The sequence below is a fragment of the Pseudomonas sp. NEEL19 genome (assembly GCF_028751975.1).
Classification (GTDB): Bacteria; Pseudomonadota; Gammaproteobacteria; order Pseudomonadales; family Pseudomonadaceae; genus Aquipseudomonas; species Aquipseudomonas juntendi.
Map to the genome: position 1 here is coordinate 379572 of NZ_CP081491.1, position 22994 is coordinate 402565.

Sequence of the window (22994 nt, forward strand, 5' to 3'; positions counted from 1 at the left end):
GATGGCTTTCGACCTGGCCGCGCGCCTCGCCGAACGGCGCGCTGCAGACCTGTACCGGCAACGGCCACTGCTGGAAAGCCCGCAGGGCCCGGAGGTGGTGGTCGACGGCCAGCGCTTGCTGGCCTTCTGCAGCAACGATTACCTGGGCCTGGCCAACCACCCCGAGGTAGTTGATGCCTGGCAAGCCGGTGCCGAGCGCTGGGGTGTCGGTGGCGGTGCGTCGCACCTGGTGATCGGCCATAGCACACCACACCACCAGGTCGAAGAGGCGCTGGCTGAACTGACGGGGCGCCCACGTGCGCTGCTGTTTTCCACCGGCTACATGGCCAACCTGGGCGCCATCACCGCGCTGGTGGGGCAGGGCGACACGGTGCTGCAGGACCGCCTGAACCATGCCTCGCTGCTCGATGGCGGGCTGCTCAGCGGTGCGCGGTTCAACCGCTACCTGCACAACGACCCGGCCAGCCTGGCCAGCCGCCTGGACAAGGCCGTTGGCAATACCCTGGTGGTCACTGACGGTGTGTTCAGCATGGACGGCGACCTAGCCGACCTGCCGGCCCTGGCCGAGGTCGCCCGGGCCCGGGGTGCCTGGCTGATGGTGGACGATGCCCATGGCCTGGGCACCCTTGGCGCTCAGGGCGGTGGTATCGTCGAGCACTTCGGCCTGGGCGTGGACGATGTACCGGTGCTGATCGGTACGCTGGGCAAGGCCTGCGGTACTTCCGGTGCCTTTGTTGCCGGGAGCGAGGAACTGATCGAGGCGCTGGTGCAATTCGCCCGCCCCTACATCTACACCACCAGCCAGCCACCGGCACTGGCCTGCGCCACGCTGAAGAGCCTGGAGCTGCTGCGCCGCGAGAGCTGGCGCCGCGAGCACCTGGCCGCGTTGATTCGCCAGTTCCGTGAAGGCGCGCAGCAGATCGGCCTGGAACTGATGGACAGCCCCACACCGATCCAGCCGATCGTGATTGGCGACAGCGCGCAGGCCTTGCGCCTGTCGCGCATGTTGCGCGAGCGCGGCTTGCTGGTCACCGCCATCCGCCCACCGACCGTACCGGCGGGCAGTGCCCGTTTGCGCGTAACACTGAGCGCCGCCCACAGCCAGGCGCAGGTGCAGCTATTGTTGAATGCATTGGCCGAGTGTTATCCACAATTGGAGAACGCCGATGCGTAATCGCCTTGTACTACTGCCCGGCTGGGGCCTGGGCACAGCCGCACTGGAACCGCTGGCCGCCAGCCTGCGCGCCCAGGACCCCCGTCTGCAGGTAGAGCTGATGCCCCTTCCGGAATTGCCCCACAGCGATGTTGAGGCCTGGCTTGAGCACCTCGACCGTAAATTGCCGGGCGATGTCTGGCTAGGTGGCTGGTCGTTGGGCGGCATGCTCGCCAGCGCCCTGGCACACAAGCGTGGCGACCACTGCTGCGGCTTGCTCACCCTGGCCAGCAACCCCAGTTTCGTTGCCCGTGGTGACTGGCCGCATGGCATGGCCGAAGACACCTTCGGCACCTTCCTCGACGGCTGCCGCAGCCATACCCAAGTCACCCTGAAGCGCTTTCGCAGCTTGTGCAGCGATGGCGCCCAGCAGCCGCGTACCCTGCTGCGCCAGCTGGGTGTCGGCGTACCGGACACCGACCCTCTGTACCTCGCCACCGGCCTTGAAGTGCTGGCCAAGCTGGATACCCGCGAAGCCCTGCAGGCTTACGGCGGCCCGCAACTGCACCTGTTCGCCGGCAGCGATGCGCTGGTGCCGGCCGAGGCAGCCAAGGCCTTGAGCGAGCTGCTGCCTGATGTGGAAGTGGGCCTGGTAGAAGACAGTTCCCACGCCTTCTTGCTGGAGTACCCGCAAGAGCTGGCGGCGGGCATCAAGAGTTTCCTGCATGAGAGTGGCGATGACTGACCTTTCCTGTCCGACCCTGCCCGGCGCTTTGCCCGACAAACGCCAGGTAGCGGCTTCGTTCTCCCGCGCTGCAGCCAGCTACGACAGCGTAGCCGCGTTGCAGCGCGCCGTGGGCTTGAGCCTGTTGGGGCAAATGCCGGCAGGCTGGCAGCCATTGCGCTGGCTGGACCTGGGCAGCGGTACCGGCCATTTCAGCCGTATCCTGGCCGAGCGGTTCGCCCAGTCCAGCGGTGTGGCGGTGGATATCGCCGAAGGCATGCTGCGCCATGCCCGCAATGAACAACGCGGGGCGCACTACCACGTGGCCGGCGACGCCGAGCGTTTGCCATTGCGCGATGCCAGCGTCGACCTGGTGTTCACCAGCCTGGCCGTGCAATGGTGCGACCAGTTCGCCAGTGTGCTGGCCGAAGCGCTGCGGGTACTGCGCCCGGGCGGCGTGCTGGCCTTCAGCAGCCTGTGCGTAGGTACCCTCGACGAACTGCGTGCCAGCTGGCAGGCGGTGGACGGCCTGGTGCATGTAAACCGCTTCCGCCGTTTCGAGGACTACCAGCGCCTGTGTGCCGCCAGCGGTTTTGAGCAGCTTGAGCTGCATCGCTCTGCGCATGTGCTGCATTACCCGGACGTACGCAGCCTGACCCACGAACTGAAGGCGTTGGGGGCGCACAATCTCAACCCTGGGCGACCGTCCGGGTTGACTGGCCGGGCACGCATGCAGGGCCTGCTGCAGGCGTACGAGGCATTTCGCCAGCCTGCCGGGCTGCCAGCCACCTATCAGGTGGTCTATGGTGTGTTGCGCAAGCCACAGGTGTAAGGGGAGCGAGATGAGCAAGGCCTATTTCATCGCCGGTACCGATACCGATGTCGGCAAGACCACGGTCGCGGCCGGTTTGCTGCATGCGGCGCGGTTGCAAGGCTTGAGCACCCTGGGTGCCAAGCCGGTGGCCTCTGGGTGCACGATGACCCCCAACGGCTTACGCAACAGCGACGCCCAGGCGCTGATTGATGAAAGCACCATCAAGTTGCCCTATGGGCAGGTCAACCCGTTTGCCTTCGAGCCTGCAATTGCGCCGCATGTGGCCGCCCGCGAGGCGGGAGTGACTTTGGAGGTGGCAGAGTTGCTGGCGGCCATGCGCAATGTGCTGCAACAAAATGCCGATTTCACGTTGGTAGAGGGGGCTGGGGGCTGGCGTGTGCCGCTTTCGGGGCTGGAGAACCTTTCAGATCTGGCGGTGGCCCTGCAGTTGCCGGTGATTCTGGTGGTGGGGGTGCGGCTGGGGTGTATCAGCCATGCCTTGCTCAGCGCCGAGGCGATCGAGCGCGACGGGCTGCAGTTGGCAGGCTGGGTCGCGAACATCATCGAGCCGCGCACTTCACGGCTGGAAGAGAACCTGGCCAGCCTGGCCGAGCGCTTGCCAGCGCCTTGCCTGGGGCGGGTGCCCAAGCTGAAGCAGGCCAGTGCAGACAAGGTGGCTGAGCATTTGCAGCTGGATCTGCTGGATTAGGTGCTGGAATACTCAGGGCCTATCAACTGGCACCGGGCCATTAGCGATTTAAACGGGCCTTTTTACCGACGGCCTGTTTTAATGGGCTGTGTTCCTATCCAGCGTCAATGGAGTCCTGACATGGAAATCACCGGTAGCTCCGCCTATTACGCGGGCCTGAGCGCTATACAAGCCGGCCAGAACCGCGTCGATCAGGCCGCCAGCCAGATCGCCAACACCACCGCCGAACGTACCGCCACCAGCCAGTCCAGCGACTTCCAGGCCGAACGCCTGCGTGCGGTCGACCGCAGCCAGCAGATGGACCTGGCCACCAGCCTGGTGCAGCAGGCGGTCGGCAAGACCGAAGTCGAACTTGGCGTAAAGGTCGTCAAGGCATCCGACGAAATGCTCGGCCGGATCATCGATACCTACGCCTGACAGAGCGCCGATTTCGAATAACACATAGCCCCTGTGGGAGCGGGCGTGCCCGCGAAAGCGTCAGCTCAGGCAACCCCATTGCCTGGTCGGGCCCTTTCGCCGACATGCCCGCTCCCACAGGGTATTGTTTTTATTGAGATTGGCATAAACGCCATTTTTCGTGGCGTAAATGGCACTATCGTCCCTCCTTGACAGAAGCCGGAGCTAAACGTAAGTTTCAAACAACTGTTTGACAGACGCCGCGGCGCACGCGGGTCACCCCACAGAACTCACCTAGAGGTTCATCGCAATGCCTGACTACAAAGCCCCCTTGCGTGATATCCGCTTCGTTCGCGACGAGCTGCTCGGCTACGAGGCGCACTATCAGAGCCTGCCGGGTTGCCAGGACGCAACGCCCGACATGGTCGACGCGATTCTTGAAGAAGGTGCGAAGTTCTGTGAGCAGGTGCTGGCGCCGCTGAACCGTGTGGGTGACCAGGAAGGCTGCACCTGGAGCGAGTCGGGCGTGAAAACCCCAACCGGCTTCAAGGCGGCTTACGAACAATTCGTCGAAGGCGGCTGGCCCAGCCTGGCACATGACGTGGAGCACGGCGGCCAGGGCCTGCCAGAGTCGCTGGGCCTGGCCCTGAGCGAGATGGTCGGTGGTGCGAACTGGTCGTGGGGCATGTACCCGGGCCTGTCCCACGGCGCCATGAACACCATTTCTGCACACGGCACCGCCGAGCAGCAGCACACCTACCTGACCAAGCTGGTGTCCGGCGAATGGACCGGCACCATGTGCCTGACCGAGCCACACTGCGGTACCGACCTGGGCATGCTGCGCACCAAGGCCGAACCGCAGGCTGACGGCAGCTACAAGGTGTCGGGCACCAAGATCTTCATTTCCGCCGGTGAGCACGACATGGCCGAGAACATCGTGCATATCGTTCTCGCGCGCCTGCCGGATGCACCGGCCGGTACCAAGGGCATTTCGCTGTTCATCGTGCCGAAGTTCCTGCCCAATGCCCAAGGCGGTGTGGGTGAGCGCAATGGCGTGAGCTGCGGCTCGATCGAACACAAGATGGGCATCCACGGCAACGCCACCTGCGTGATGAACTTCGATGGCGCCACCGGCTACCTGATCGGCCCGGCCAACAAAGGCCTGAACTGCATGTTCACCTTCATGAACACCGCGCGCCTGGGTACCGCGCTGCAGGGCCTGGCCCACGCCGAAGTCGCGTTCCAGGGTGGCCTGAAGTACGCCCGCGAGCGGTTGCAGATGCGCTCCCTGACCGGCCCCAAGGCACCGGACAAGGCCGCCGACCCGATCATCGTCCACCCGGACGTGCGCCGCATGCTGCTGACCATGAAAGCGTTCGCCGAGGGCAACCGCGCGATGGTCTACTTCACCGCCAAGCAGGTGGACATCGTCAAGTACAGCCAGGATGAAGAAGAGCGCAAGAAGGCCGATGCCCTGCTGGCCTTCCTCACCCCAATCGCCAAGGCGTTCATGACCGAAGTCGGTTTCGAAGCGGCCAACCACGGCGTGCAGATCTATGGCGGCCACGGCTTCATCGCCGAGTGGGGCATGGAGCAGAACGTGCGTGATAGCCGTATCTCGATGCTGTACGAGGGCACCACGGGCATCCAGGCCCTCGACCTGCTCGGCCGCAAGGTGCTGATGACCCAGGGCGAAGCGCTGAAGGGCTTCACCAAGATCGTGCACAAGTTCTGCCAGGCGCAGGAAGGTGTCGAGGCGGTCAAGGAGTTCGTCGAGCCGCTGGCAGCCATCAACAAGGAATGGGGCGAGCTGACCATGAAAGTGGGCATGGCTGCCATGAAAGACCGCGAAGAAGTGGGTGCGGCCTCGGTCGATTACGTGATGTATTCCGGCTACGCCTGCCTGGCCTACTTCTGGGCCGACATCGCCCGCCTGGCCGCTGAAAAGCTGGCCGCCGGCACCAGCGAAGCGGCGTTCTACACCGCCAAGCTGCAGACCGCGCGCTTCTACTTCCAGCGCATCCTGCCGCGTACCCGCACGCATGTGGCGGCCATGCTGTCGGGCGCCAACAACCTGATGGACATGGACGAAGAGAGCTTCGGCCTGGCGTACTGATTCAGCCGCTGTTGCAGAACCCGCCTGCCCTCACCGGCAGGCGGGTTTTTTTTTGTACAGGCCCAGGCCACTCGACAACACCCTGGCCGATTTGAAATTCAACTGTTCGGCTACGCTGCCGATGAAATAAGGGCACAATGCCACTATTGATCTGCCGGGTCGGAGATTACCCTTGTTTCGTTTTAACGCTGTACGTGCCAGCCACTTCCTGCCCTCGCTGCTGCTGCTGTTGGCAGGGCTCGCCGCAGCTTATGTGAGAGACCTCAGTGTGTTTTTCACATCGCTGTTCAATGTTCTGCCCACCTTGGTGCTGCTGCTGGGTGGCGCTTACTGCGCGGTGTATCGTCGGCAACGTGAGCTGTTTCTGATGCTTACGGTATACATCGCCTACTTTCTTCTCGACACCCAGACCGACTTCTACCGCGACCACGGCCGTGTGCGCGAGGATGCAGCGGTGGTCTTCCACCTGGTATGCCTGCTGTTGCCGGCATTGTTCGGCCTGTATGGTGCCTGGCAGGAGCGCACCCACCTGCTGCAGGACCTGGTGGCCCGTGGCGCCGTGCTGTTTGCCGTGGGCAGCGTGGCAGTGGCCCTTGAGCAAAGCTACCCCAAGGCGCTGCTGACCTGGCTGGCGGAGATTCGCTGGCCGACCTTGCATGGCCAGTGGATGAGCCTGATCCAGTTGGCCTACCCGCTGTTCGCGGGGGTGTTCATCCTGCTGGTGGTGCAGTACCTGCGCGCGCCGAGGCCGTTGCACGCGGCCCAGATCATCGGCCTGCTGGGCATTTTCTGGATGCTGCCGCAAACGTTCATCCTGCCGTTCACGCTGAACATCATGTGCAGCCAGGTGATGTTGATGATCGCCGCAGCGGTTGCGCACGAGGCCTACCAGATGGCCTTCCGCGACGAGCTGACCGGTTTGCCCGGCCGGCGTGCGTTGAACGAGCGCATGCAGCGGCTGGGTCGCAACTATGTCATCGCCATGACCGACGTTGACCACTTCAAGAAATTCAACGACACCCACGGTCACGATGTCGGCGATCAGGTCCTGCGCCTGGTGGCCAGCCGTTTGGCCAAGGTCACCGGCGGTGGGCGTGCCTACCGCTATGGAGGGGAGGAGTTCGCCCTGGTGTTCGCCGGCAAGACCGCCGAGGAGTGCGTGCCCCATGTGGAAGCGGTGCGCGAGGTGATCGCCAACTATGTGATGCACCTGCGCGACAAGCACAGCCGCCCGCAAGACGATACCACCGGGCGCCAACGCCGCGCCGGCAGTAGCGGCGGCACGGTCTCGGTCACCATCAGCATTGGCGTTGCCGAGCGCCAGGCTGATCACCGCAACCCCGAAGCGGTGCTCAAGTCGGCCGACCAGGCGCTCTACAACGCCAAAGGCGCAGGGCGCAATTGTGTGGTGGTGCATGGCCAGCAATCGCGGCGTGGGGCTGTACGTACTGCGTGACCAAAATAGACTAAGCGGTCTATTGATGACCCTATGTCTCGTAAATGTTGTTCGGTTACACTGGCATCAACCCCAGTGTCGCGGTACCCCGAGACCGCCCAGCCCCCACTTGCGAGAGGTTGTCATGGCTGACTATAAAGCGCCCGTGCGCGACATGCGCTTCGTACTGAATGAAGTGTTCAACGTGGCTGAGCAGTGGGCGCAGTTGCCCGGGCTGGCCGAAGTCGTCGATGCCGATACGGCCATGGCCGTACTGGAGGAGGCTGGCAAGGTGACCGCCAAGACCATCGCACCGCTCAGCCGCGCGGCCGATGAAGAGGGCTGCCACTGGGACAATGGCGCGGTGCGCACACCGGCCGGCTTCATCGAGGCCTACAACACCTACGCCGCAGGTGGCTGGGTGGGCGTGGGTGGCGACCCGCTGTTTGGCGGCATGGGTATGCCCAAGGCCATTTCGGCGCAGGTCGAGGAAATGGTCAATGCCTCGAGCCTGGCCTTTGGCCTGTACCCGATGCTGACCGCCGGCGCCTGCTTGTCGATCAACGCCCACGCCAGCGAGGCGCTGAAGGAAAAGTACCTGCCCAACATGTACGCCGGTGTATGGGCTGGCTCCATGTGCCTGACCGAACCGCATGCGGGTACCGACCTCGGCATCATCCGCACCAAGGCCGAGCCACAGGCGGACGGCAGCTACAAGGTCAGCGGCACCAAGATCTTCATCACCGGCGGCGAGCACGACCTGACCGAGAACATCATCCACCTGGTGCTGGCCAAGTTGCCGGATGCGCCGGCTGGGCCGAAGGGCATCTCGCTGTTCCTGGTGCCCAAGTTCATGGTGAACGAGGATGGCAGCCTCGGTGCGCGCAACCCGGCCACCTGTGGCTCCATCGAGCACAAGATGGGCATTCAGGCGTCGGCTACCTGCGTCATGAACTTCGACGAGGCTGTGGGCTATATCGTCGGTGAGCCGAACAAAGGCCTGGCAGCCATGTTCACCATGATGAACTACGAGCGCCTGGGGGTGGGTATACAGGGGCTGGCGACGGCCGAGCGTTCCTACCAGAATGCCGTGGAGTACGCGCGCGACCGTTTGCAAAGCCGTGCCCCCACCGGCCCACAAGCCAAGGACAAAGCCGCCGACCCGATCATCGTCCACCCGGATGTGCGGCGCATGCTGTTGACCATGAAGGCACTCATCGAGGGTGGCCGCGCGTTTTCCACCTATGTGGCCATGCAGTTAGACAGTGCCAAGTACAGCGAAGACCCTGGCGTGCGCAAACGCAGCGAAGAGCTGGTGGCATTGCTTACGCCGGTGGCCAAGGCCTTCCTGACCGACCTGGGCCTGGAGTGCGCGGTGCACGGCCAACAAGTCTTCGGCGGGCATGGCTACATCCGTGAATGGGGCCAGGAGCAACTGGTGCGTGATGTGCGCATCACCCAGATCTACGAGGGCACCAACGGCATTCAGGCCCTCGACCTGATGGGCCGCAAGGTGGTGGCCAGCGGCGGCGCCTACTACACGCTGTTCTCCGACGAAATTCGCCAGTTCATGGCCAGTGCGGGTAGCGAGCTGGATGAGTTCACCCGCCCACTGGGTGCTGCGCTCGGCCAGCTGGATGGGCTGACTGAATGGGTACTGCAGCAGGCCAAGGGCAACCCGAATGAAATTGGCGCAGCATCGGTCGAGTACCTGCATGCCTTCGGTTATGTCGCCTATGGCTACATGTGGGCATTGATGGCGCGGGCGGCGAAGGCGGGTGAGGGCGACGAGGCGTTCTATTCGGGCAAGCTGGGCACGGCGCGGTTCTACTTCGCGCGCTTGCTGCCACGGGTGGACTCGCTGGTGGCCTCGGTGAAGGCGGGCAGTGAGTCGCTTTACCTGCTGGATGCCGAGCAGTTCTAGCTGATTCAGGGGCCGCACAGCGGCCCCTGTGCTTCGCGTATCTGCGAATGCCTCTCTTGTGTAAGCCTTTTCCTACACAACGTGGTGACTTTTCACCACTGTTCTCAGATTGGATCCACGGTTAGTCTTTACCACATGGACGTTGCGCAGGAAGCGCAAAGGACAGATCAAGGATGGCGACGAAGGACCACCTGCCAGGATGGCGGGGCGATACGGATGTCACAGGGAAACAGTCTGGAAAACCCCGCTTCGGCGGGGTTTTCTTTGCGCGCGTGTTTTATCAGGCCAGCACATCCAGCGGTGATGCGCCCAGCTGTCGCGCGTCCGTCTCTTCTTCCAGCAGCGTACGCAGCAGTTCGACCGATGCCTGCTGGCGCTGGGCATCGCGGAACACCAGCCCCACCTTCAACGGTACACGCGGCTCGCTCAGCGGCTTCCACAACAGCCCTGGGTCGTCCTCGGCGGCGTCTTTGGCCCGGCCTGGCAGAATGGTTGCCAGCGCGGTGTGCGCCAGGCTGTCGAGAATACCCGCCATGTTGTTCATCTCGGCCTGCACCTGCGGCCGCCGCCCCTGGCTGGCTAACTGGGCCTGCCAGATCTGGCGGATCTGAAACTCCTCGCCCAGCATCAGCATGGGCAACTCGGCCGCCTGGCGGATGGACACCTTCTTGAAATCCTTCAGTGGGTGGGTGGCGGGTATCACCAATTGCAGCTCGTCCTCGTACAGCAACAGGCCATGCAGGCCGGGCTGGCGTGGCGGCAGGTAGCTGATGCCGATGTCCAGGTTACCGCTGAGCAGGCGCCGCTCGATCTCCAGCCCCGATAACTCGTAGATCTGCACCACCAGGTGGGGTTGGGCCTTGCGCAGCCGTTCGAGCAATTGCGGCACCAGGCTGGGGCGTACCGTTTGCAGCACACCGATGGCCAAGGTGCGCAAAGACTGGCCCTGGAAGTTGCGCATGGCCTCGTGGGCGCGCTGCAGGCCATCGAGCAGCGGCAGGGCATGGTTGTACAGGGTATGGGCCGCCAGGGTCGGCAGCAGGCGCTTGTTGCTGCGCTCGAACAGGCTCAGGTCCAGGCTGTGTTCCAGTTGGCGGATCTGTTGTGAAAGCGCTGGCTGTGAAAGCGACAGGCGCTCGGCGGCGCGGCCGACGTGGCCCTCTTCGTACACCGCGACGAAATAACGCAGTTGGCGAAAATACATAAGTAATGCTTATCAAAAATGCTGGAAAATCGAAATGGCCGTAACCCCTCTTGGCGCCTAGTCTATCGCCGTATTCCAACGGGTTACAGCGCTGAATCAGTCGATTGTTACCGTGGATGAGAAACACTTTTGATAGGCAAGACAAAATAATGAGCGGCGGCGCCAAGACCGCCCTGTGCTCGCCCCTTACCGTGCATTGGCTGGAGCCCCGATGAACCTGTTCAACCTGCGCCGCTCGGCCCCGACCGCCGCGGCCGAGCCCAAGCCTGTGCCGGTGCGTGTGCCACCTGCTGCCGAGTTGTCGCGTGACTGCCTGATGCCCGGGACCGAACGGCCTGCGCAGGTGTTCGTGCGCGGGCAGGGCTCCTGGTTGTGGGACGATGCCGGGCATGCCTACCTGGACTTCACCCAGGGCGGCGCAGTGAATAGCCTGGGCCATAGCCCCAGCGTGCTGGTCAAGGCGTTGGGCAGCCAGGCCCAGGCGCTGATCAACCCAGGCGCGGGGTTTCATAGCCGTGGCCTGCTGGCGCTGGCCAACCGCCTGTGCCAGAGCACCGGTAGCGACCAGGCCTACCTGCTCAACAGCGGTGCCGAAGCCTGTGAAGGGGCGATCAAGCTGGCGCGCAAGTGGGGCCAACTCCACCGCAATGGCGCCTATCACATCATCACCGCCAGCCAGGCCTGCCATGGCCGCAGCCTGGGCGCGCTGTCGGCGTCCGACCCATTGCCCTGCAACCGCTGTGAACCGGGCCTGCCCGGGTTCAGCAAGGTGCCGTTCAATGACCTGGCGGCGCTGCACGCCGAAGTGGATTCGCGCACTGTGGCCATCATGCTGGAGCCGGTGCAGGGCGAGGCTGGGGTGATTCTGGCGACCCGCGAATACCTCAAGGGCGTGGAAAGCCTTTGTCGTGAGCTGGGCATCCTGCTGATCCTCGATGAGGTACAGACCGGCATCGGGCGCTGCGGGGCGTTGCTGGCCGAAGAGACCTATGGCGTGCGTGCCGACATCATCACCCTGGGTAAAGGCCTGGGCGGTGGTGTGCCATTGGCCGCGTTGCTGGCCCGCGGTACGGCGTGCTGCGCCGAACCGGGCGAGCTGGAGGGCAGCCACCACGGCAATGCGCTGATGTGCGCTGCGGGCCTGGCCGTGCTGGACACCGTACTGGAACCCGGCTTCTTCGGCCAGGTGCAGGACCACGGCCGCCACCTGCGCGACGGCCTGAGCCGCCTGGCTGGGCGTTATGGCCAGGGCGAAGTACGCGGGCAAGGGCTGCTGTGGGCGCTGCAGCTGAAGGAAAACCAGGCGCGCGAACTGGTGGCTGCCGCCCTGCACGAAGGCTTGCTGCTCAACGCCCCACAAGCGGATGTGGTGCGTTTCTCTCCGGCGCTGACCGTGAGCAAGGGCAATATCGACGAAATGCTGCTGCGCCTGGCACGCGCCTTTGCCCGCTTGCATGCGCAGCAGCATGCGCGCCGCGAAGTGTCGGCGTAAGTGGCACGTTAACCAATTCTACGAACCGTCTGGCGTTCCTGCGCATCGCCCCTGGCCTGTTACATTCGGCCCGGGGCGTTTTTTTTGCCTGTGGAACCTCCAGGACCAGCGGCTAGTCTGTGTTGTAACCCCTTCAGGAGAGACTCGCATGGACTTTATCCGCATCATCATCGCCATTATCTTGCCGCCGCTCGGGGTGTTTCTGCAGGTTGGGTTTGGCGGGGCGTTCTGGCTGAACATTCTGCTGACCCTGCTGGGGTACATTCCAGGGATCGTGCATGCGGTGTACATCATCGCCAAGCGTTAGCCTGCCCAGGCTTCATTACCGGCAAGCCGGGCTCCCACAGGTTGGTGCAGTGTTCATAGCCTTCGCTGTACCTGTGGGAGCTGGCTTGCCGGCGATTGGGCTGCAAAGCAGCCCCCAAGGCTCAGCCTTCAAACACCCGGCAATAGAACTTCCACTCTTCTTCCAGCGCATGCGCCAGGTTCTGCGCCTTGCGGAACCCATGCCGTTCGCCCGCGTAGAAGTGCCCTTGCGCCTCGATCCCGTTAGCCTGCAACGCCGCCAGCATCGACCGGGTCTGCTCTGGCACCACCACCGCATCCAGCTCGCCCTGGAAGAAGATTACCGGCACCCTGATCTGCCCTGCATGCAGCAGCGGCGTGCGTTGGCGGTAGCGCTCGGCATCCAGGGCGGGGTCGCCAATCAGCCAGTCCAGGTAATCACCCTCGAACTTGTGCGTGGCACGCCCTAGCGCTATCGGGTCGCTGACCCCGTACAGGCTGGCACCGGCACGGAACACGTCATGGAACGCCAAGGCGCAGAGCGTGGTATAGCCCCCCGCGCTGCCACCGCGGATGAACGCCTTGCGTGGGTCGACCAGGCCCTGTGCTGCCAGGTGCCGGACCGCTGCACAGGCGTCGGCCACATCGCTCTCACCCCAGCGCAGGTGCAGTGCCTGGCGGTACGCCCGGCCATAGCCGGTGCTGCCCCGGTAGTTCAGGTCGGCCACGGCAAAGCCGCGCTGGGTCCAGTACTGGATGCGCGGGTCGAGCACCGGGTAGCAGGCCGATGTCGGGCCGCCGTGGATGAACACCACCAGCGGTGCGGCCCCCTGCGAACGGGCCGCCGGGTAGAAGAAGCCATGCGCCTGCTCACCATCACTGGCGTAGTGGAACGCCTGTGGCAGGCTGACGTGGTCGGCTGGCAGCACTTCGGCCCCACCGGCCAGCACGCGAACCTCGTGGTTGCTGCGGTCGATGGCAATCACCGCCGGCGGGCTGATGGGCGAGGCGGCGATGGCATAGAGGTGGTCGCCGTCGATGGCCAGGTTGCGAAAGCGGGTGTAGGCACTGGCGAAGCGCTCGGTGCGGCCATCGGCCCCGCGCACCCCCAGTTGGCCGAAGCCGTTTTCGAACCAGCTGGCCAGGTAGCTGTGTGGGCCCAATGGCAACCAGGTGCAGGTGCCCAGCTGCCAGGGGGCCGCTGCGTGGTCTGCCTGCTCGGCAGGCATCGCCTGCCACTGGCCATCGACTTCGCCCCAGGGTTGCCAGAACCCATTGCGGTCGGACAGGCAGTACAGCCGGCCTTCGCCATCGAAACGCGGCTGCTGCAGCGATTCCTCGGCAGCCGCCACGCACTGCGCGGGCAACCAGTGGCCACTGGCATCGCGCGTACGGCACATCAACCGGGTCACGGTCCATGGCTGTGCCGGGCGGTCCCATTCGATCCACGCCAGGCGCTGGCCGTCGCCACTCACCGTCGGTGCAGCATAGAAGTCGGCGCCTTCGGCAAGCACTTCGCAGCCGCCGTCGCGCAGCGCGACCAGGCGATGTTCGACCTGGTCGGCGTGGCGTTCTTCAACCGCCAGTACCTGGCCGTCGTGCCATTGCACATCGCCATAACGGCAGTTGGCATTCTGCGTCAGGGCCCGCGGTTCCAGGTCGTCCAGCGGTTGGGTATAGACCTGCTGGTCCTGCTCGTTGACGAACACCAACCCGTCGCCGCCCAAGCAGAAACTGCCACCGCCATACTCGTAGACCCGGCTGCGCACGCTGAAGCCATCCGGGGTCAGGCAGCGGGCCTGGCAGTACAACCAGTGCCAGATGCGGCAAGCCCCATCGGCTGGGCGGAATTCCAGCCAGAACAGCCCGTCGGCACTGACCTTGAGTTCGGCAAAGTCGGTGCCGGCTGCCACGGCCTGGGCCGCGCTGAATTCAGCCGCGGGCGATGACACGGGAGTTACGTTCATTGCGGAAGGTCATCTGTTCAATGGCGAGCTGGGCGCTTTCGGCCTCCTCGCGGGCCTTGAGAATGATGCCGTGGTCGGCCGACTTGGCGCACACCGGGTCGGCGTTGCGGGCGTCGCCGGTCAGCATGAAGGCCTGGCAGCGGCAGCCGCCGAAGTCCTTTTCCTTTTCGTCGCAGGAGCGGCACGGTTCGCGCATCCACTCGTAGCCACGGAAGCGGTTGAAGCCGAACGACTCGTACCAGATGTGGTGCAGGTCGTGCTCACGCACATTAGGGAACTGCACCGGCAGCTGGCGGGCCCCATGGCAGGGCAGTGCAGTACCGTCAGGTGTGATGGTGAGGAACAGGTTGCCCCAGCCATTCATGCAGGCCTTGGGGCGCTCTTCGTAGTAGTCCGGGGTGACGAAGATCAGCTTGCACGGGTTGCCTTCGGCCTTGAGTTTTGCGCGGTACTCGTTGGTGATGCGCTCGGCACGCTCCAATTGCGCGCGCGTTGGCAGCAGGCCAAGGCGGTTGAGGTGTGCCCAGCCATAGAACTGGCAGGTGGCAAGCTCGACGAAGTCAGCTTCCAGCGCGATGCACAGCTCGATGATGCGGTCGATCTTGTCGATGTTGTGCCGGTGGGTGACGAAGTTGAGCACCATCGGGTAGCCGTGGGCCTTCACTGCGCGGGCCATTTCCAGCTTTTGCGCAAAGGCCTTCTTCGAGCCGGCCAGCAGGTTGTTGACCTGCTCGTCGCTGGCCTGGAAGCTGATTTGGATATGATCCAGGCCGGCCTCCTTGAATTCGGCGATGCGCGCCTCGTTCAGGCCAATGCCGGAGGTGATCAGGTTGGTGTAGTAACCCAGCCGGCGGGCCTCGCCAATCAGCTCGGCCAGGTCCTGGCGCACCAGCGGCTCACCCCCGGAAAAGCCGATTTGCGCGGCGCCCATCTGGCGTGCCTCGGCCATGACCTTGAACCATTGTTCGGTGCTCAGCTCCTGGCCCTGGGCGGCAAAGTCCAGCGGGTTGGAGCAGTACGGGCACTGCAGCGGGCAACGGTAGGTCAGCTCGGCCAGCAGCCACAGCGGCAAGCCCACAGCGGGCGTGGGCGGCAACTCAGGCGAGGACGATCCAGTGTTCGGCACGGGCTACCTCCATGAACTGCTCGATGTCCTCGGCTACCTGGGGCACGCCGGGGAATTGCTGTTCGAGTTCGTTGATGATCGCTGCAACATCGCGCTGGCCATCGATCAGCCCACCGATCAGGCTGGCGCTGTCATTTAGCTTGATCATGCCTTCAGGGTAGAGCAGCACATGGCCTTTCTGCGCCGGTTCGTACTGGAAGCGGTAGCCGGGGCGCCAGTTCGGTACTTGGTTACGGTCGAAACTCATAGGGTGATCCCCTTGTGCCACACCCGGTCCTGGGTGACGGAGTGATAGGGCGGGCGGTTCAGCTCGTAGGCCATGCTCATGGCGTCGAGCATGCTCCAGAGGATATCCAGCTTGAACTGCAGTATTTCCAGCATACGCTCCTGGCCCGCGCGGGTGGTGTAATGCTGCAGGGTAATGGCCAGGCCGTGCTCCACGTCACGCCGGGCCTGGCCCAGGCGGGTACGGAAGTACTCGTAGCCGGCCGGGTCGATCCACGGGTAGTGTTGCGGCCAGCTGTCCAGGCGCGACTGGTGGATTTGCGGGGCGAACAGTTCGGTCAGCGAACTGCTGGCCGCTTCCTGCCAGCTGGCGCGGCGGGCGAAGTTGACGTAGGCGTCTACGGCAAAGCGCACGCCGGGCAGTACCAGCTCTTGCGAGCGCAACTGGTCGGGGTCCAGCCCCACCGCCTGGCCCAGGCGCAGCCAGGCCTCGATACCGCCGTCTTCGCCTGGGGCACCGTCGTGGTCGAGCAGGCGCTGTATCCACTCGCGGCGTACTTCGCGGTCGGGGCAGTTGGCCAGGATCGCGGCATCCTTCATGGGGATGTTGACCTGATAGTAGAAGCGGTTCGCGACCCAGCCCTGGATCTGCTCGCGGCTGGCCCGGCCCTGGTACATCGCCACATGATAGGGGTGATGGATATGGTAAAAGGCGCCCTTGGCGCGCAGGGCCTGCTCGAACTCGGCAGGGGACATCGGCAGTGCATCGCTCATTCGGCTGGCTCCTGTAAAACGCTTGACTGGCCTGGCAACTCACCCCTGTGGGTGCGGGCATGCCCGCGAACACCGGCCAAGCCGATGCCATGAACTGTATTGGCTGCTTCGCGGGCATGCCCGCTCCCACAGGGGTTCAGTGTCGTCTGGCCGTCTGTATTTACAACTCGATACTCATGCCATCGAAGGCCACTTCCACGCCCCGGCGCAGTACTTCGGCGCGTTCGGGCGATGCTTCATCAAGTATCGGGTTGGTGTTGTTGATGTGGATAAGCACTTTGCGCTGGCGCGGGAAGCCATCGAGCACTTCCAGCATGCCGCCGGGGCCGTTCTGCGCCAGGTGGCCCATCTCGCGCCCGGTGCGGGTACCAACGCCACGGCGCTGCATTTCATCGTCTTCCCACAAGGTGCCGTCGACCAGCAGGCAGTCGGCGCCGTGCATCATCGTCAGCAGCTTTTCATCGACCTGGCCCAGGCCAGGGGCGTAGAACAGCTTGCCGCCGGTACGGGTATCTTCGACCAGCAAGCCAAGGTTGTCGCCCGGGTGGGGGTCGAAGCGGTGCGGCGAGTAGGGCGGTGCGGCGCTGCGCAGCGGGAAGGGCGTGAAGCGCAGGTTGGGGCAGGCGTCGATCACAAAGCTGCCTTCGAGCTCGATGCGGTTCCACTGCAGCCCACCGTTCCAGTGGCTGAGCATGTTGAACAGGGGGAAGCCGGTGGTCAGGTCCTGGTGGACCATGTCGGTGCACCACACCTGGTGCGGGCAGCCTTCGCGCAGGCTGAGCAGCCCGGTGGTGTGGTCGATCTGGCTGTCCAGCAGCACGATGGCGTTGATGCCGGTATCGCGCAGGGCCCGGGCTGGCTGCATGGGCGCAAAGGCTTGCAGCTGCGCGCGAATGTCGGGCGAGGCATTGCACAGTACCCAGTGCACGCCGTCGTCGGACAGGGCGATGGACGACTGGGTGCGCGCCGTTGCGCGCAGGGTGCCGTCACGGTAACCCTTGCAGTTGACGCAATTGCAGTTCCACTGCGGGAACCCGCCACCGGCGGCGGAGCCGAGAACCTGGATATACATGGCCACTCTCTATGCTGTGCGAAATCCGTATCTTGAAAACGAAAACGCCCCGGCAGGCCGAGGCGTGGAACCGTAAGCCGGGCTTAGCGGTTAGCGAAGTACATGGTGACTTCGAAGCCGATACGCAGATCAGTGTAAGCAGGTTTGGTCCACATGGAGTTACTCCTTCCGGATGGGTTTTGGTTTGCTCAGCTACTACTTGGGTACCGCCATGCGCAGGAGGTTCCCAGAACTGGGATTGCGCTATCTTACAAGAAAAATTTGTACTGAAAGGTTAATTATTCGAAAAGTGCCATTGCACTTTGCGTAACAATCATGGGCTTTCGCCGTGCCAGGAAGTGTCTGGCGCGGCAGCGTTGGCCAGGCAAAGCCAGACAGCCCGCGTATCGAGCAGGTTGCTGAGCAACTGGTCCAGATCCGTCTGCCGCGTGTTCAGGATAGACCTGCGCAGGCCATCGAGCTGGCCTGGTTGTGTAGCCAGGTGTGTCTGCCATGCCCACTCGGTGACCTCCGCGTTGGCCATGGCCGGCTCGGCAAATTGGTCGGCCAAGGCCTGGCGAACCCCGGCGTCAAGGGTAACGCCCTGGCGCAGCAGGGCCGTCAGGTGGTCAAGGACCTGAACCTGGCCAGTGTGCGGAGACTGCACACCGAACAACAGGCCACCCACGCCCTCGATCTGGCGAAAGGCACTGAATACCGCGTAGCCCAGTTGCAGTTCCACCCGCAGCCTTTGGTACACCGGCCCTTGCAGTAATTGGGCGAGCAGGCGGCCGCAGGCTTCGTCTGCCGCAGGCAGTGGGCAAAACAGCAACAGGGCATGTTCACTGCCGGGGGCGCTAACGTGGTACCAGCGCTTGCTGGCCCAGCTGGGTGCTGGCGTAGGCCGCGCACCTTGGCCGGGGCACTGCTGCAAGGCAACACCCAGTGCGCCCAGCGCCCTGGCGTCGAAGCCCGTGGCCAAGCCTTGCCACTGCGATTGCTGCCACAGGCTTGCGAGGTGCTGCTGCCCCACCGAGCAATCCGTCGTTGTTTCAGGCAGGCCACCGGCTACCGCATCCGGCAGTTGCTGCAGCAACAGGCGGATGGGTATCAATGCCGGGGGCTGCGCGGCGCTGGCTTGCCAGCAGCTGGCAGGCGGTTCGCGCAGCAACCCCAAGGCCTGTTGCGTTGTGCGCAGCACCGCCGCTGGCAGCCCGGCGCAGCGCAGCTGCCAGTAAGCGCCGGCACTGGTGAATTGCAGTTGCACCGAGGCGCGTTCACAACGTTCTTGCAACGGCGCCAGGGCCTGTTCGAGCACCCGTTTCAGCGGCTGGCGCAAGGGCGAAGGCACCTGCCAGCGCAGGTACAGCGCCGCGTACTGGCGCGAGGCCGGGAGCTGGCCACTGATGGTCAGCGCCGCCGGCAGCGGCTGCGGGTTGGCATTGGGCCGTTCGGCACTGAGCATCGGGTCGGCTGGCGGCAATTGCCAATGGCCGCACTCGGCGCAGGGCAAATCATCAAGCAGCGCATCCAGCGCGTGCAGGCCTTGGGCATCCAGTTGGGCGAACGGCCGGCCTGCGCTGTCCCGGCGGGCCAGCTCCAGTGCGCTTGCGCTGTGCGCGCGGCTGCGCTGCAACGCACCGAACTGCTGGTTCAGCGAACGGCGGTCGGCTTGGCGCATGAAACTGAACCAGCCGTGCAGCAGGTCGCGGGCTTCGTCCGGGCAGGCGTTGGCACTGAGCTTGAGGTCGAGGTGCCACAGCAACTGACCGGCGAATGCATACAGTGTTTCAGCTTTGAAACTGTGCAGCCAGCCACGCTCACGCAGGGTGCCCAGCCAGGTCCCGGGGCGGCTGTCTTCAAGGCCGGTGGTCAGCAGTTCCAGCGCCTGCTCGGCGCCACTTGGGAGCTGCTGGTGCGTGAACACCAGCGGGTCGGCCGCTGCCGACAGGCAGGGTGGCTGCGCCTGAGCCACAGGCTGCCCCGCAGCGAATAGCCCGGCATGTTGGCGGCCGATTCGCTCCAGCTCATCCAGCGGTTGTGGGCCGCACAGGCTCAAGGTGATCTGCCCGCCTTGGTAGAAGCGCCGGTGAAAACCGCCGAGCGCTTGCTGGAAGCGCGGATCCTGCAGGGCCAGGGTGTAACGGTTGCCGGCATGGAATGCGCCCAGCGGATGGCCAGGCGCGGCCGCTTGCAGCAAGGCGAACTGCTGCTGGGCCTGCGGGTTGCGGGCCCAGGCGATGAACTCGGCGTGAATCACCTCGCGTTCGCGGCGCTGGCGCTCGCTGCCCAGGTCGGGTTCGGCAAGCATCTGGCACAGGCGCTCAAGGCCGCCGGCCAAAGCACTGGGTGGCACTTCGAAGAAAAAGTCGGTAGTACGTTCGCGGGTGCTGGCGTTGACTTGGCCGCCGAGGGTTTGCACGTAGCGCATCAAGCCATCGTTCAGCGCAAAGCGGGAGGTACCGAGGAAGAACAGGTGTTCGAGAAAGTGCGCCAGGCCGGGCCATTTGGCGGGGGCATCGTGGCTGCCCGCGTGCACCCGCAGTGCGGCCGCCGAGCGCTTCAGGCGCGGGGCGTGGCGCAGGGTCAGCTGCAGGCCGTTGGCGAGGGTCAGGTGGCGGGTGGCGTCAGGCATGGGGGGCTCCGGTTGCTCGGTTTCCATGCTAAACCATTTGTTCCCAGGCCCGGCCCCTTCGCGGGCGAGCCCGCTCCCACAGGTACTGCACAGGGCTTGAAGTTCACGCGGTCGATGTGGGAGCCGGCTTGCCTGCGAATGGGCCGCAAAGCGGCCCCCGTCAGCCTTGACGCAAGTGCAGCTCCTGGCGCAGATCGCTCAGGTAGGGGAAGGCTGCGCGCCCCTGCACCACCCGCTCATGCTCAAGTTCGGCCAGCAACAGGCATTCATCGTGCCCGGCCATCGCCAGCAGGCTGCCGTCCGGGCCGATGATGCTGCTTTGCCCGCAATACTGGATCTGCCCTTCTGCCCCGCAGTAGTTGGCATACACCAGATAACACTGGTTCTCCTGCGCCCGCGCCCGCACGGTCACCTGGCAGGTGAAATCGTAGGGCGCCATGTTCGCCGTTGGCACCAGAATCAGCTCGGCGCCGTCCAGTGCCAGGCGCCGGGCGTTCTCCGGGAACTCGATGTCGTAGCAGATCAGCAGGCCGACCTTCCACCCCTCCAGCTGTACCACCGGGAAGTGATCGGGGCCGGGGCTGAACATCGAACGGTCCAGTTCGCCGAACAAGTGGGTCTTGCGGTAGTTGCCCAGGCTGCGCCCATGGGCGTCGATCAATTGCACGCTGTTGTAGATCGCCCCGTCCTCGCCGCGCTCCGGGTAGCCGTAGACAATGGCGATGCGGTACGCCTGGGCGATTTCCACCACCGCCATGGCTGCCGGACCATCGGCCGCCTCGGCCAGGTGCTCCACCTGAGCCAGGCCAATGTTGTAGCCGCTGAGGAACATTTCCGGGCACACCAGCAACTGCGCGCCACGTTCAACTGCCAGCTGCGCCTGCTGGCGCAGCCGTTGCAGGTTGCCGGGTACATCCAGCGGCTGGGGATGGCCCTGGAACAGAGCAATGCGCATGTTGCCTCCTGCGTGTCAGTCGGCCAGGGCGATCGGGCCGATTTCGTCGAACACGTCGCCAGGGCCTGGGTTGTCGGGGTGGGTACGGCCACCGAAGTGGTTCATGATACCCCACACCGCATTCAGTGAAGTCTGCACCGCGCCCTCGACCCAGGCAGGTGTCCACGACACGTCGTCCCCGGCGATGAACATGCCGCGCTGTTCGGCGGGCATGTCCTGCTGCATGAAGTGCGCGTACATGCGCTGGTTGTAGCGGTAGTGGCCCGGCAATGCACCCTTGAAGGCGCCGAGGAAGTACGGGTCGGCTTCCCAGGACACGGTGATCGGGTCGCCGATGATGTGCCCGGCAATGTCGGTTTTCGGGTAGATCTTCTTCAGCGCATCCAGGGCCAGTTGTACGCGCTTTTCCACCGGGTGCGGCAGCATCTTCAACGCATCGCTCATCCACGCGTAGGACAGGCAGATCACCCCCGGTTTGTGGTCACCGTTATCGAACAGGTATGTGCCGCGGGTGAGGCGGTCGGTAAGGGTCATGCTCATCAGGTCGCGGCCGGTTTGCGGGTCTTTGTCCTTCCAGAACGGCCGGTCGACCATGACGAAGGTCTTCGAGGACTGCATGTAGCGGGTCCGGTCCAGGGCCATCCACATTTTTTGCGAGAACAGCGATTCCTCGCAGTCGATCTGCGTGGTCAGCAGCCAGGTCTGGCAGGTGGTGAGCACGGCACTGTAGTGGCGGGTGTCACCCCAGTTGTCGGTAACCGCCAGGCGCCCGTCGGCTGCGCGGGCGATACGTTTTACACCGGTACGCGGCGCGCCGCCGTGCAGTGCGCTAAGGCTGGTGCCCTGTGGCCAGTGCACGCAGCGCTCCGGTACATGGCGCCAGATACCTTGTGGCACCTGCTCAACGCCGCCGACTACCAGGTGCTGATGGTCGTCGCAGTTGGTCATGACCACGCGGAAAATTTCCAGCATCGAGTTGGGGAAGTCCGAGTCCCACCCGCCCGTGCCGAAGCCGACCTGGCCGAACACCTCGCGGTGCTGGAAGCTCAGCTTGGCGAACGAGCGCGAGGTGGCGACGAAGTCATAGAAGGTGCGGTCGTCCCACAGCGGTACCAGCTTGTTCCACAGCTCTTTCAGGCGGGTGACATCTCGGTCGCGGATGGCTTGCTGGATGTCGGAGAACTGGGCACCGCTTTCCAGCGCATCGGCCCAGGCGTCGGCCACTTCATGGAACAGTTGCGGCAGGTCGGCGGCCTTCTCGGCGTAGTAGGTCTGGCCCTCCAGGTCGATCACCGTACTGCCCGACGCCGGGGTCAGCGGGTTGGGAAAAGGCTTGGTTTCCAGGCCTAGCTTGTCCACATAGTGGTAGAAGGCAGTGGACGACACCGGGAAGCGCATGCCGCCGAGTTCGGCCACGATCCCGTCGGTGCCGTTGAAGGCTTGCGAGCGCAGCCGGCCGCCAAGCTTGGAGGCCTCGTAGACCACCGGCTTGAGGCCCAGCTTCATCAGCTCGTACGCCGCCACCAGGCCGGCGATGCCCGCACCTACGATGGCCACCTCTTCACCGTGGCGTTCAGCCGGGATACTGCCAAGGCCTGCCGGGTGTTCAAGCCAGTCGTCGAAAGCGAAGGGAAAGTCCGGGCCAAAGATGGTGATCGGCTTCTTGCCGTCGGCGGGGTGGCGGTTTTTCTTGTTCATGAAGTGACCTTGCCAGAGGGGCTGCGCGGGGAGCAGAGCCTGAGTATAGGAGATGCCTGGTGGTCATTTTAGGGACAGCGGGGTTCGTAATTAAGATGCAGAGTGTTGTCTTAATGTCGTTTTCTGAGTCGAAATCTATTTTAAAAAATACATTATGACGAACACTTGCCCGTTGTAGGAGCGGCCTTGTGTCGCGAAAGGGCCGCAAAGCGGCCCCGGCAACATCTGCTGTATGCACAAATCCTGGGGGCGCTTCGCCCCCCTTTCGCGACACAAGGCCGCTCCTACAACGGGCTGTGTAGCACTTGCGA

The 22994-nt window shown here is 64.2% G+C and carries 20 protein-coding genes; 10 read left to right on the forward strand and 10 right to left on the reverse strand.

What is annotated here, in order from left to right:
* Window position 1: 1 nt before the first annotated feature.
* The 8 genes from bioF to K4A76_RS01710 all read left to right on the forward strand — a co-directional run bounded on the left by bioF (window position 2) and on the right by K4A76_RS01710 (window position 9271).
* Window positions 2-1174: an 8-amino-7-oxononanoate synthase gene (gene bioF, locus K4A76_RS01675; RefSeq protein WP_274411411.1), complete on the forward strand. Its 1173-nt coding sequence runs from the start codon at window positions 2-4 to the stop codon at window positions 1172-1174.
* Window positions 1167-1898 carry an alpha/beta fold hydrolase gene (locus tag K4A76_RS01680; protein ID WP_274411412.1) on the forward strand — a complete coding sequence of 244 codons (732 nt, stop codon included), beginning with the start codon at window positions 1167-1169 and terminating at the stop codon, window positions 1896-1898. The genes bioF and K4A76_RS01680 overlap by 8 nt, the downstream gene beginning before the upstream one ends.
* Window positions 1891-2709 carry a malonyl-ACP O-methyltransferase BioC gene (bioC, locus tag K4A76_RS01685; protein WP_182365254.1) on the forward strand — a complete coding sequence of 273 codons (819 nt, stop codon included), beginning with the start codon at window positions 1891-1893 and terminating at the stop codon, window positions 2707-2709. The genes K4A76_RS01680 and bioC overlap by 8 nt, the downstream gene beginning before the upstream one ends.
* A gap of 10 nt (window positions 2710-2719) precedes the next feature.
* On the forward strand, window positions 2720-3400 hold the full coding sequence (gene bioD, locus K4A76_RS01690; RefSeq protein ID WP_054912556.1) for a dethiobiotin synthase: 681 nt from the start codon (window positions 2720-2722) through the stop codon (window positions 3398-3400).
* Window positions 3401-3520: 120 nt separating this feature from the next.
* Window positions 3521-3817: a pyrroloquinoline quinone biosynthesis protein PqqE gene (locus tag K4A76_RS01695; protein WP_274411413.1), complete on the forward strand. Its 297-nt coding sequence runs from the start codon at window positions 3521-3523 to the stop codon at window positions 3815-3817.
* Between the two features lie 289 nt (window positions 3818-4106).
* On the forward strand, window positions 4107-5912 hold the full coding sequence (locus K4A76_RS01700; RefSeq protein WP_054912557.1) for a phenylacyl-CoA dehydrogenase: 1806 nt from the start codon (window positions 4107-4109) through the stop codon (window positions 5910-5912).
* A gap of 172 nt (window positions 5913-6084) precedes the next feature.
* Window positions 6085-7368, forward strand: a complete 1284-nt coding sequence (locus K4A76_RS01705; RefSeq protein ID WP_274411414.1) for a GGDEF domain-containing protein — start codon at window positions 6085-6087, stop codon at window positions 7366-7368.
* Between the two features lie 124 nt (window positions 7369-7492).
* Complete coding sequence (locus K4A76_RS01710; RefSeq protein WP_274411415.1) at window positions 7493-9271, forward strand: acyl-CoA dehydrogenase C-terminal domain-containing protein; 1779 nt, start codon at window positions 7493-7495, stop codon at window positions 9269-9271.
* Window positions 9272-9551: 280 nt separating this feature from the next.
* Here K4A76_RS01710 and K4A76_RS01715 read toward each other — a convergent pair whose 3' ends face one another.
* Complete coding sequence (locus K4A76_RS01715; protein WP_274411416.1) at window positions 9552-10475, reverse strand: LysR family transcriptional regulator; 924 nt, start codon at window positions 10473-10475, stop codon at window positions 9552-9554.
* Window positions 10476-10686: 211 nt separating this feature from the next.
* Here K4A76_RS01715 and K4A76_RS01720 point away from each other — a divergent pair, with 211 nt between their 5' ends.
* Together K4A76_RS01720 and K4A76_RS01725 are read left to right on the forward strand one after the other, a co-directional pair.
* Window positions 10687-11967, forward strand: coding sequence for an aspartate aminotransferase family protein (locus tag K4A76_RS01720; protein ID WP_274411417.1), 1281 nt, complete (start codon window positions 10687-10689; stop codon window positions 11965-11967).
* A 148-nt stretch (window positions 11968-12115) separates the two neighbouring features.
* The gene (locus K4A76_RS01725; protein ID WP_009681539.1) at window positions 12116-12274 is read left to right on the forward strand and encodes a YqaE/Pmp3 family membrane protein; all 159 of its coding nucleotides are present in this window, start codon (window positions 12116-12118) and stop codon (window positions 12272-12274) included.
* 121 nt (window positions 12275-12395) lie between these two features.
* Here K4A76_RS01725 and K4A76_RS01730 read toward each other — a convergent pair whose 3' ends face one another.
* The 9 genes from K4A76_RS01730 to K4A76_RS01770 form a co-directional block, all read right to left on the reverse strand.
* Window positions 12396-14219: an alpha/beta hydrolase family protein gene (locus K4A76_RS01730; protein WP_274411418.1), complete on the reverse strand. Its 1824-nt coding sequence runs from the start codon at window positions 14217-14219 to the stop codon at window positions 12396-12398.
* Window positions 14185-15345, reverse strand: coding sequence for a pyrroloquinoline quinone biosynthesis protein PqqE (gene pqqE, locus K4A76_RS01735; protein WP_249414319.1), 1161 nt, complete (start codon window positions 15343-15345; stop codon window positions 14185-14187). Before pqqE ends, K4A76_RS01730 begins: the two co-directional genes overlap by 35 nt.
* Window positions 15317-15592 carry a pyrroloquinoline quinone biosynthesis peptide chaperone PqqD gene (gene pqqD, locus K4A76_RS01740; RefSeq protein WP_009682813.1) on the reverse strand — a complete coding sequence of 92 codons (276 nt, stop codon included), beginning with the start codon at window positions 15590-15592 and terminating at the stop codon, window positions 15317-15319. Before pqqD ends, pqqE begins: the two co-directional genes overlap by 29 nt.
* Window positions 15589-16344, reverse strand: a complete 756-nt coding sequence (gene pqqC, locus K4A76_RS01745; RefSeq protein WP_009682812.1) for a pyrroloquinoline-quinone synthase PqqC — start codon at window positions 16342-16344, stop codon at window positions 15589-15591. The genes pqqD and pqqC overlap by 4 nt, the downstream gene beginning before the upstream one ends.
* A gap of 160 nt (window positions 16345-16504) precedes the next feature.
* Window positions 16505-17416 carry a pyrroloquinoline quinone biosynthesis protein PqqB gene (gene pqqB / locus K4A76_RS01750; RefSeq protein ID WP_274411419.1) on the reverse strand — a complete coding sequence of 304 codons (912 nt, stop codon included), beginning with the start codon at window positions 17414-17416 and terminating at the stop codon, window positions 16505-16507.
* An 83-nt stretch (window positions 17417-17499) separates the two neighbouring features.
* Window positions 17500-17571 carry a pyrroloquinoline quinone precursor peptide PqqA gene (gene pqqA, locus K4A76_RS01755; RefSeq protein WP_003243383.1) on the reverse strand — a complete coding sequence of 24 codons (72 nt, stop codon included), beginning with the start codon at window positions 17569-17571 and terminating at the stop codon, window positions 17500-17502.
* 158 nt (window positions 17572-17729) lie between these two features.
* Window positions 17730-20030 carry a pyrroloquinoline quinone biosynthesis protein PqqF gene (gene pqqF / locus K4A76_RS01760; RefSeq protein WP_274411420.1) on the reverse strand — a complete coding sequence of 767 codons (2301 nt, stop codon included), beginning with the start codon at window positions 20028-20030 and terminating at the stop codon, window positions 17730-17732.
* 160 nt (window positions 20031-20190) lie between these two features.
* Window positions 20191-20985, reverse strand: coding sequence for a carbon-nitrogen hydrolase family protein (locus K4A76_RS01765; RefSeq protein ID WP_054904258.1), 795 nt, complete (start codon window positions 20983-20985; stop codon window positions 20191-20193).
* A 15-nt stretch (window positions 20986-21000) separates the two neighbouring features.
* On the reverse strand, window positions 21001-22683 hold the full coding sequence (locus K4A76_RS01770) for a flavin monoamine oxidase family protein (protein WP_029887890.1): 1683 nt from the start codon (window positions 22681-22683) through the stop codon (window positions 21001-21003).
* Window positions 22684-22994 lie beyond the last annotated feature (311 nt).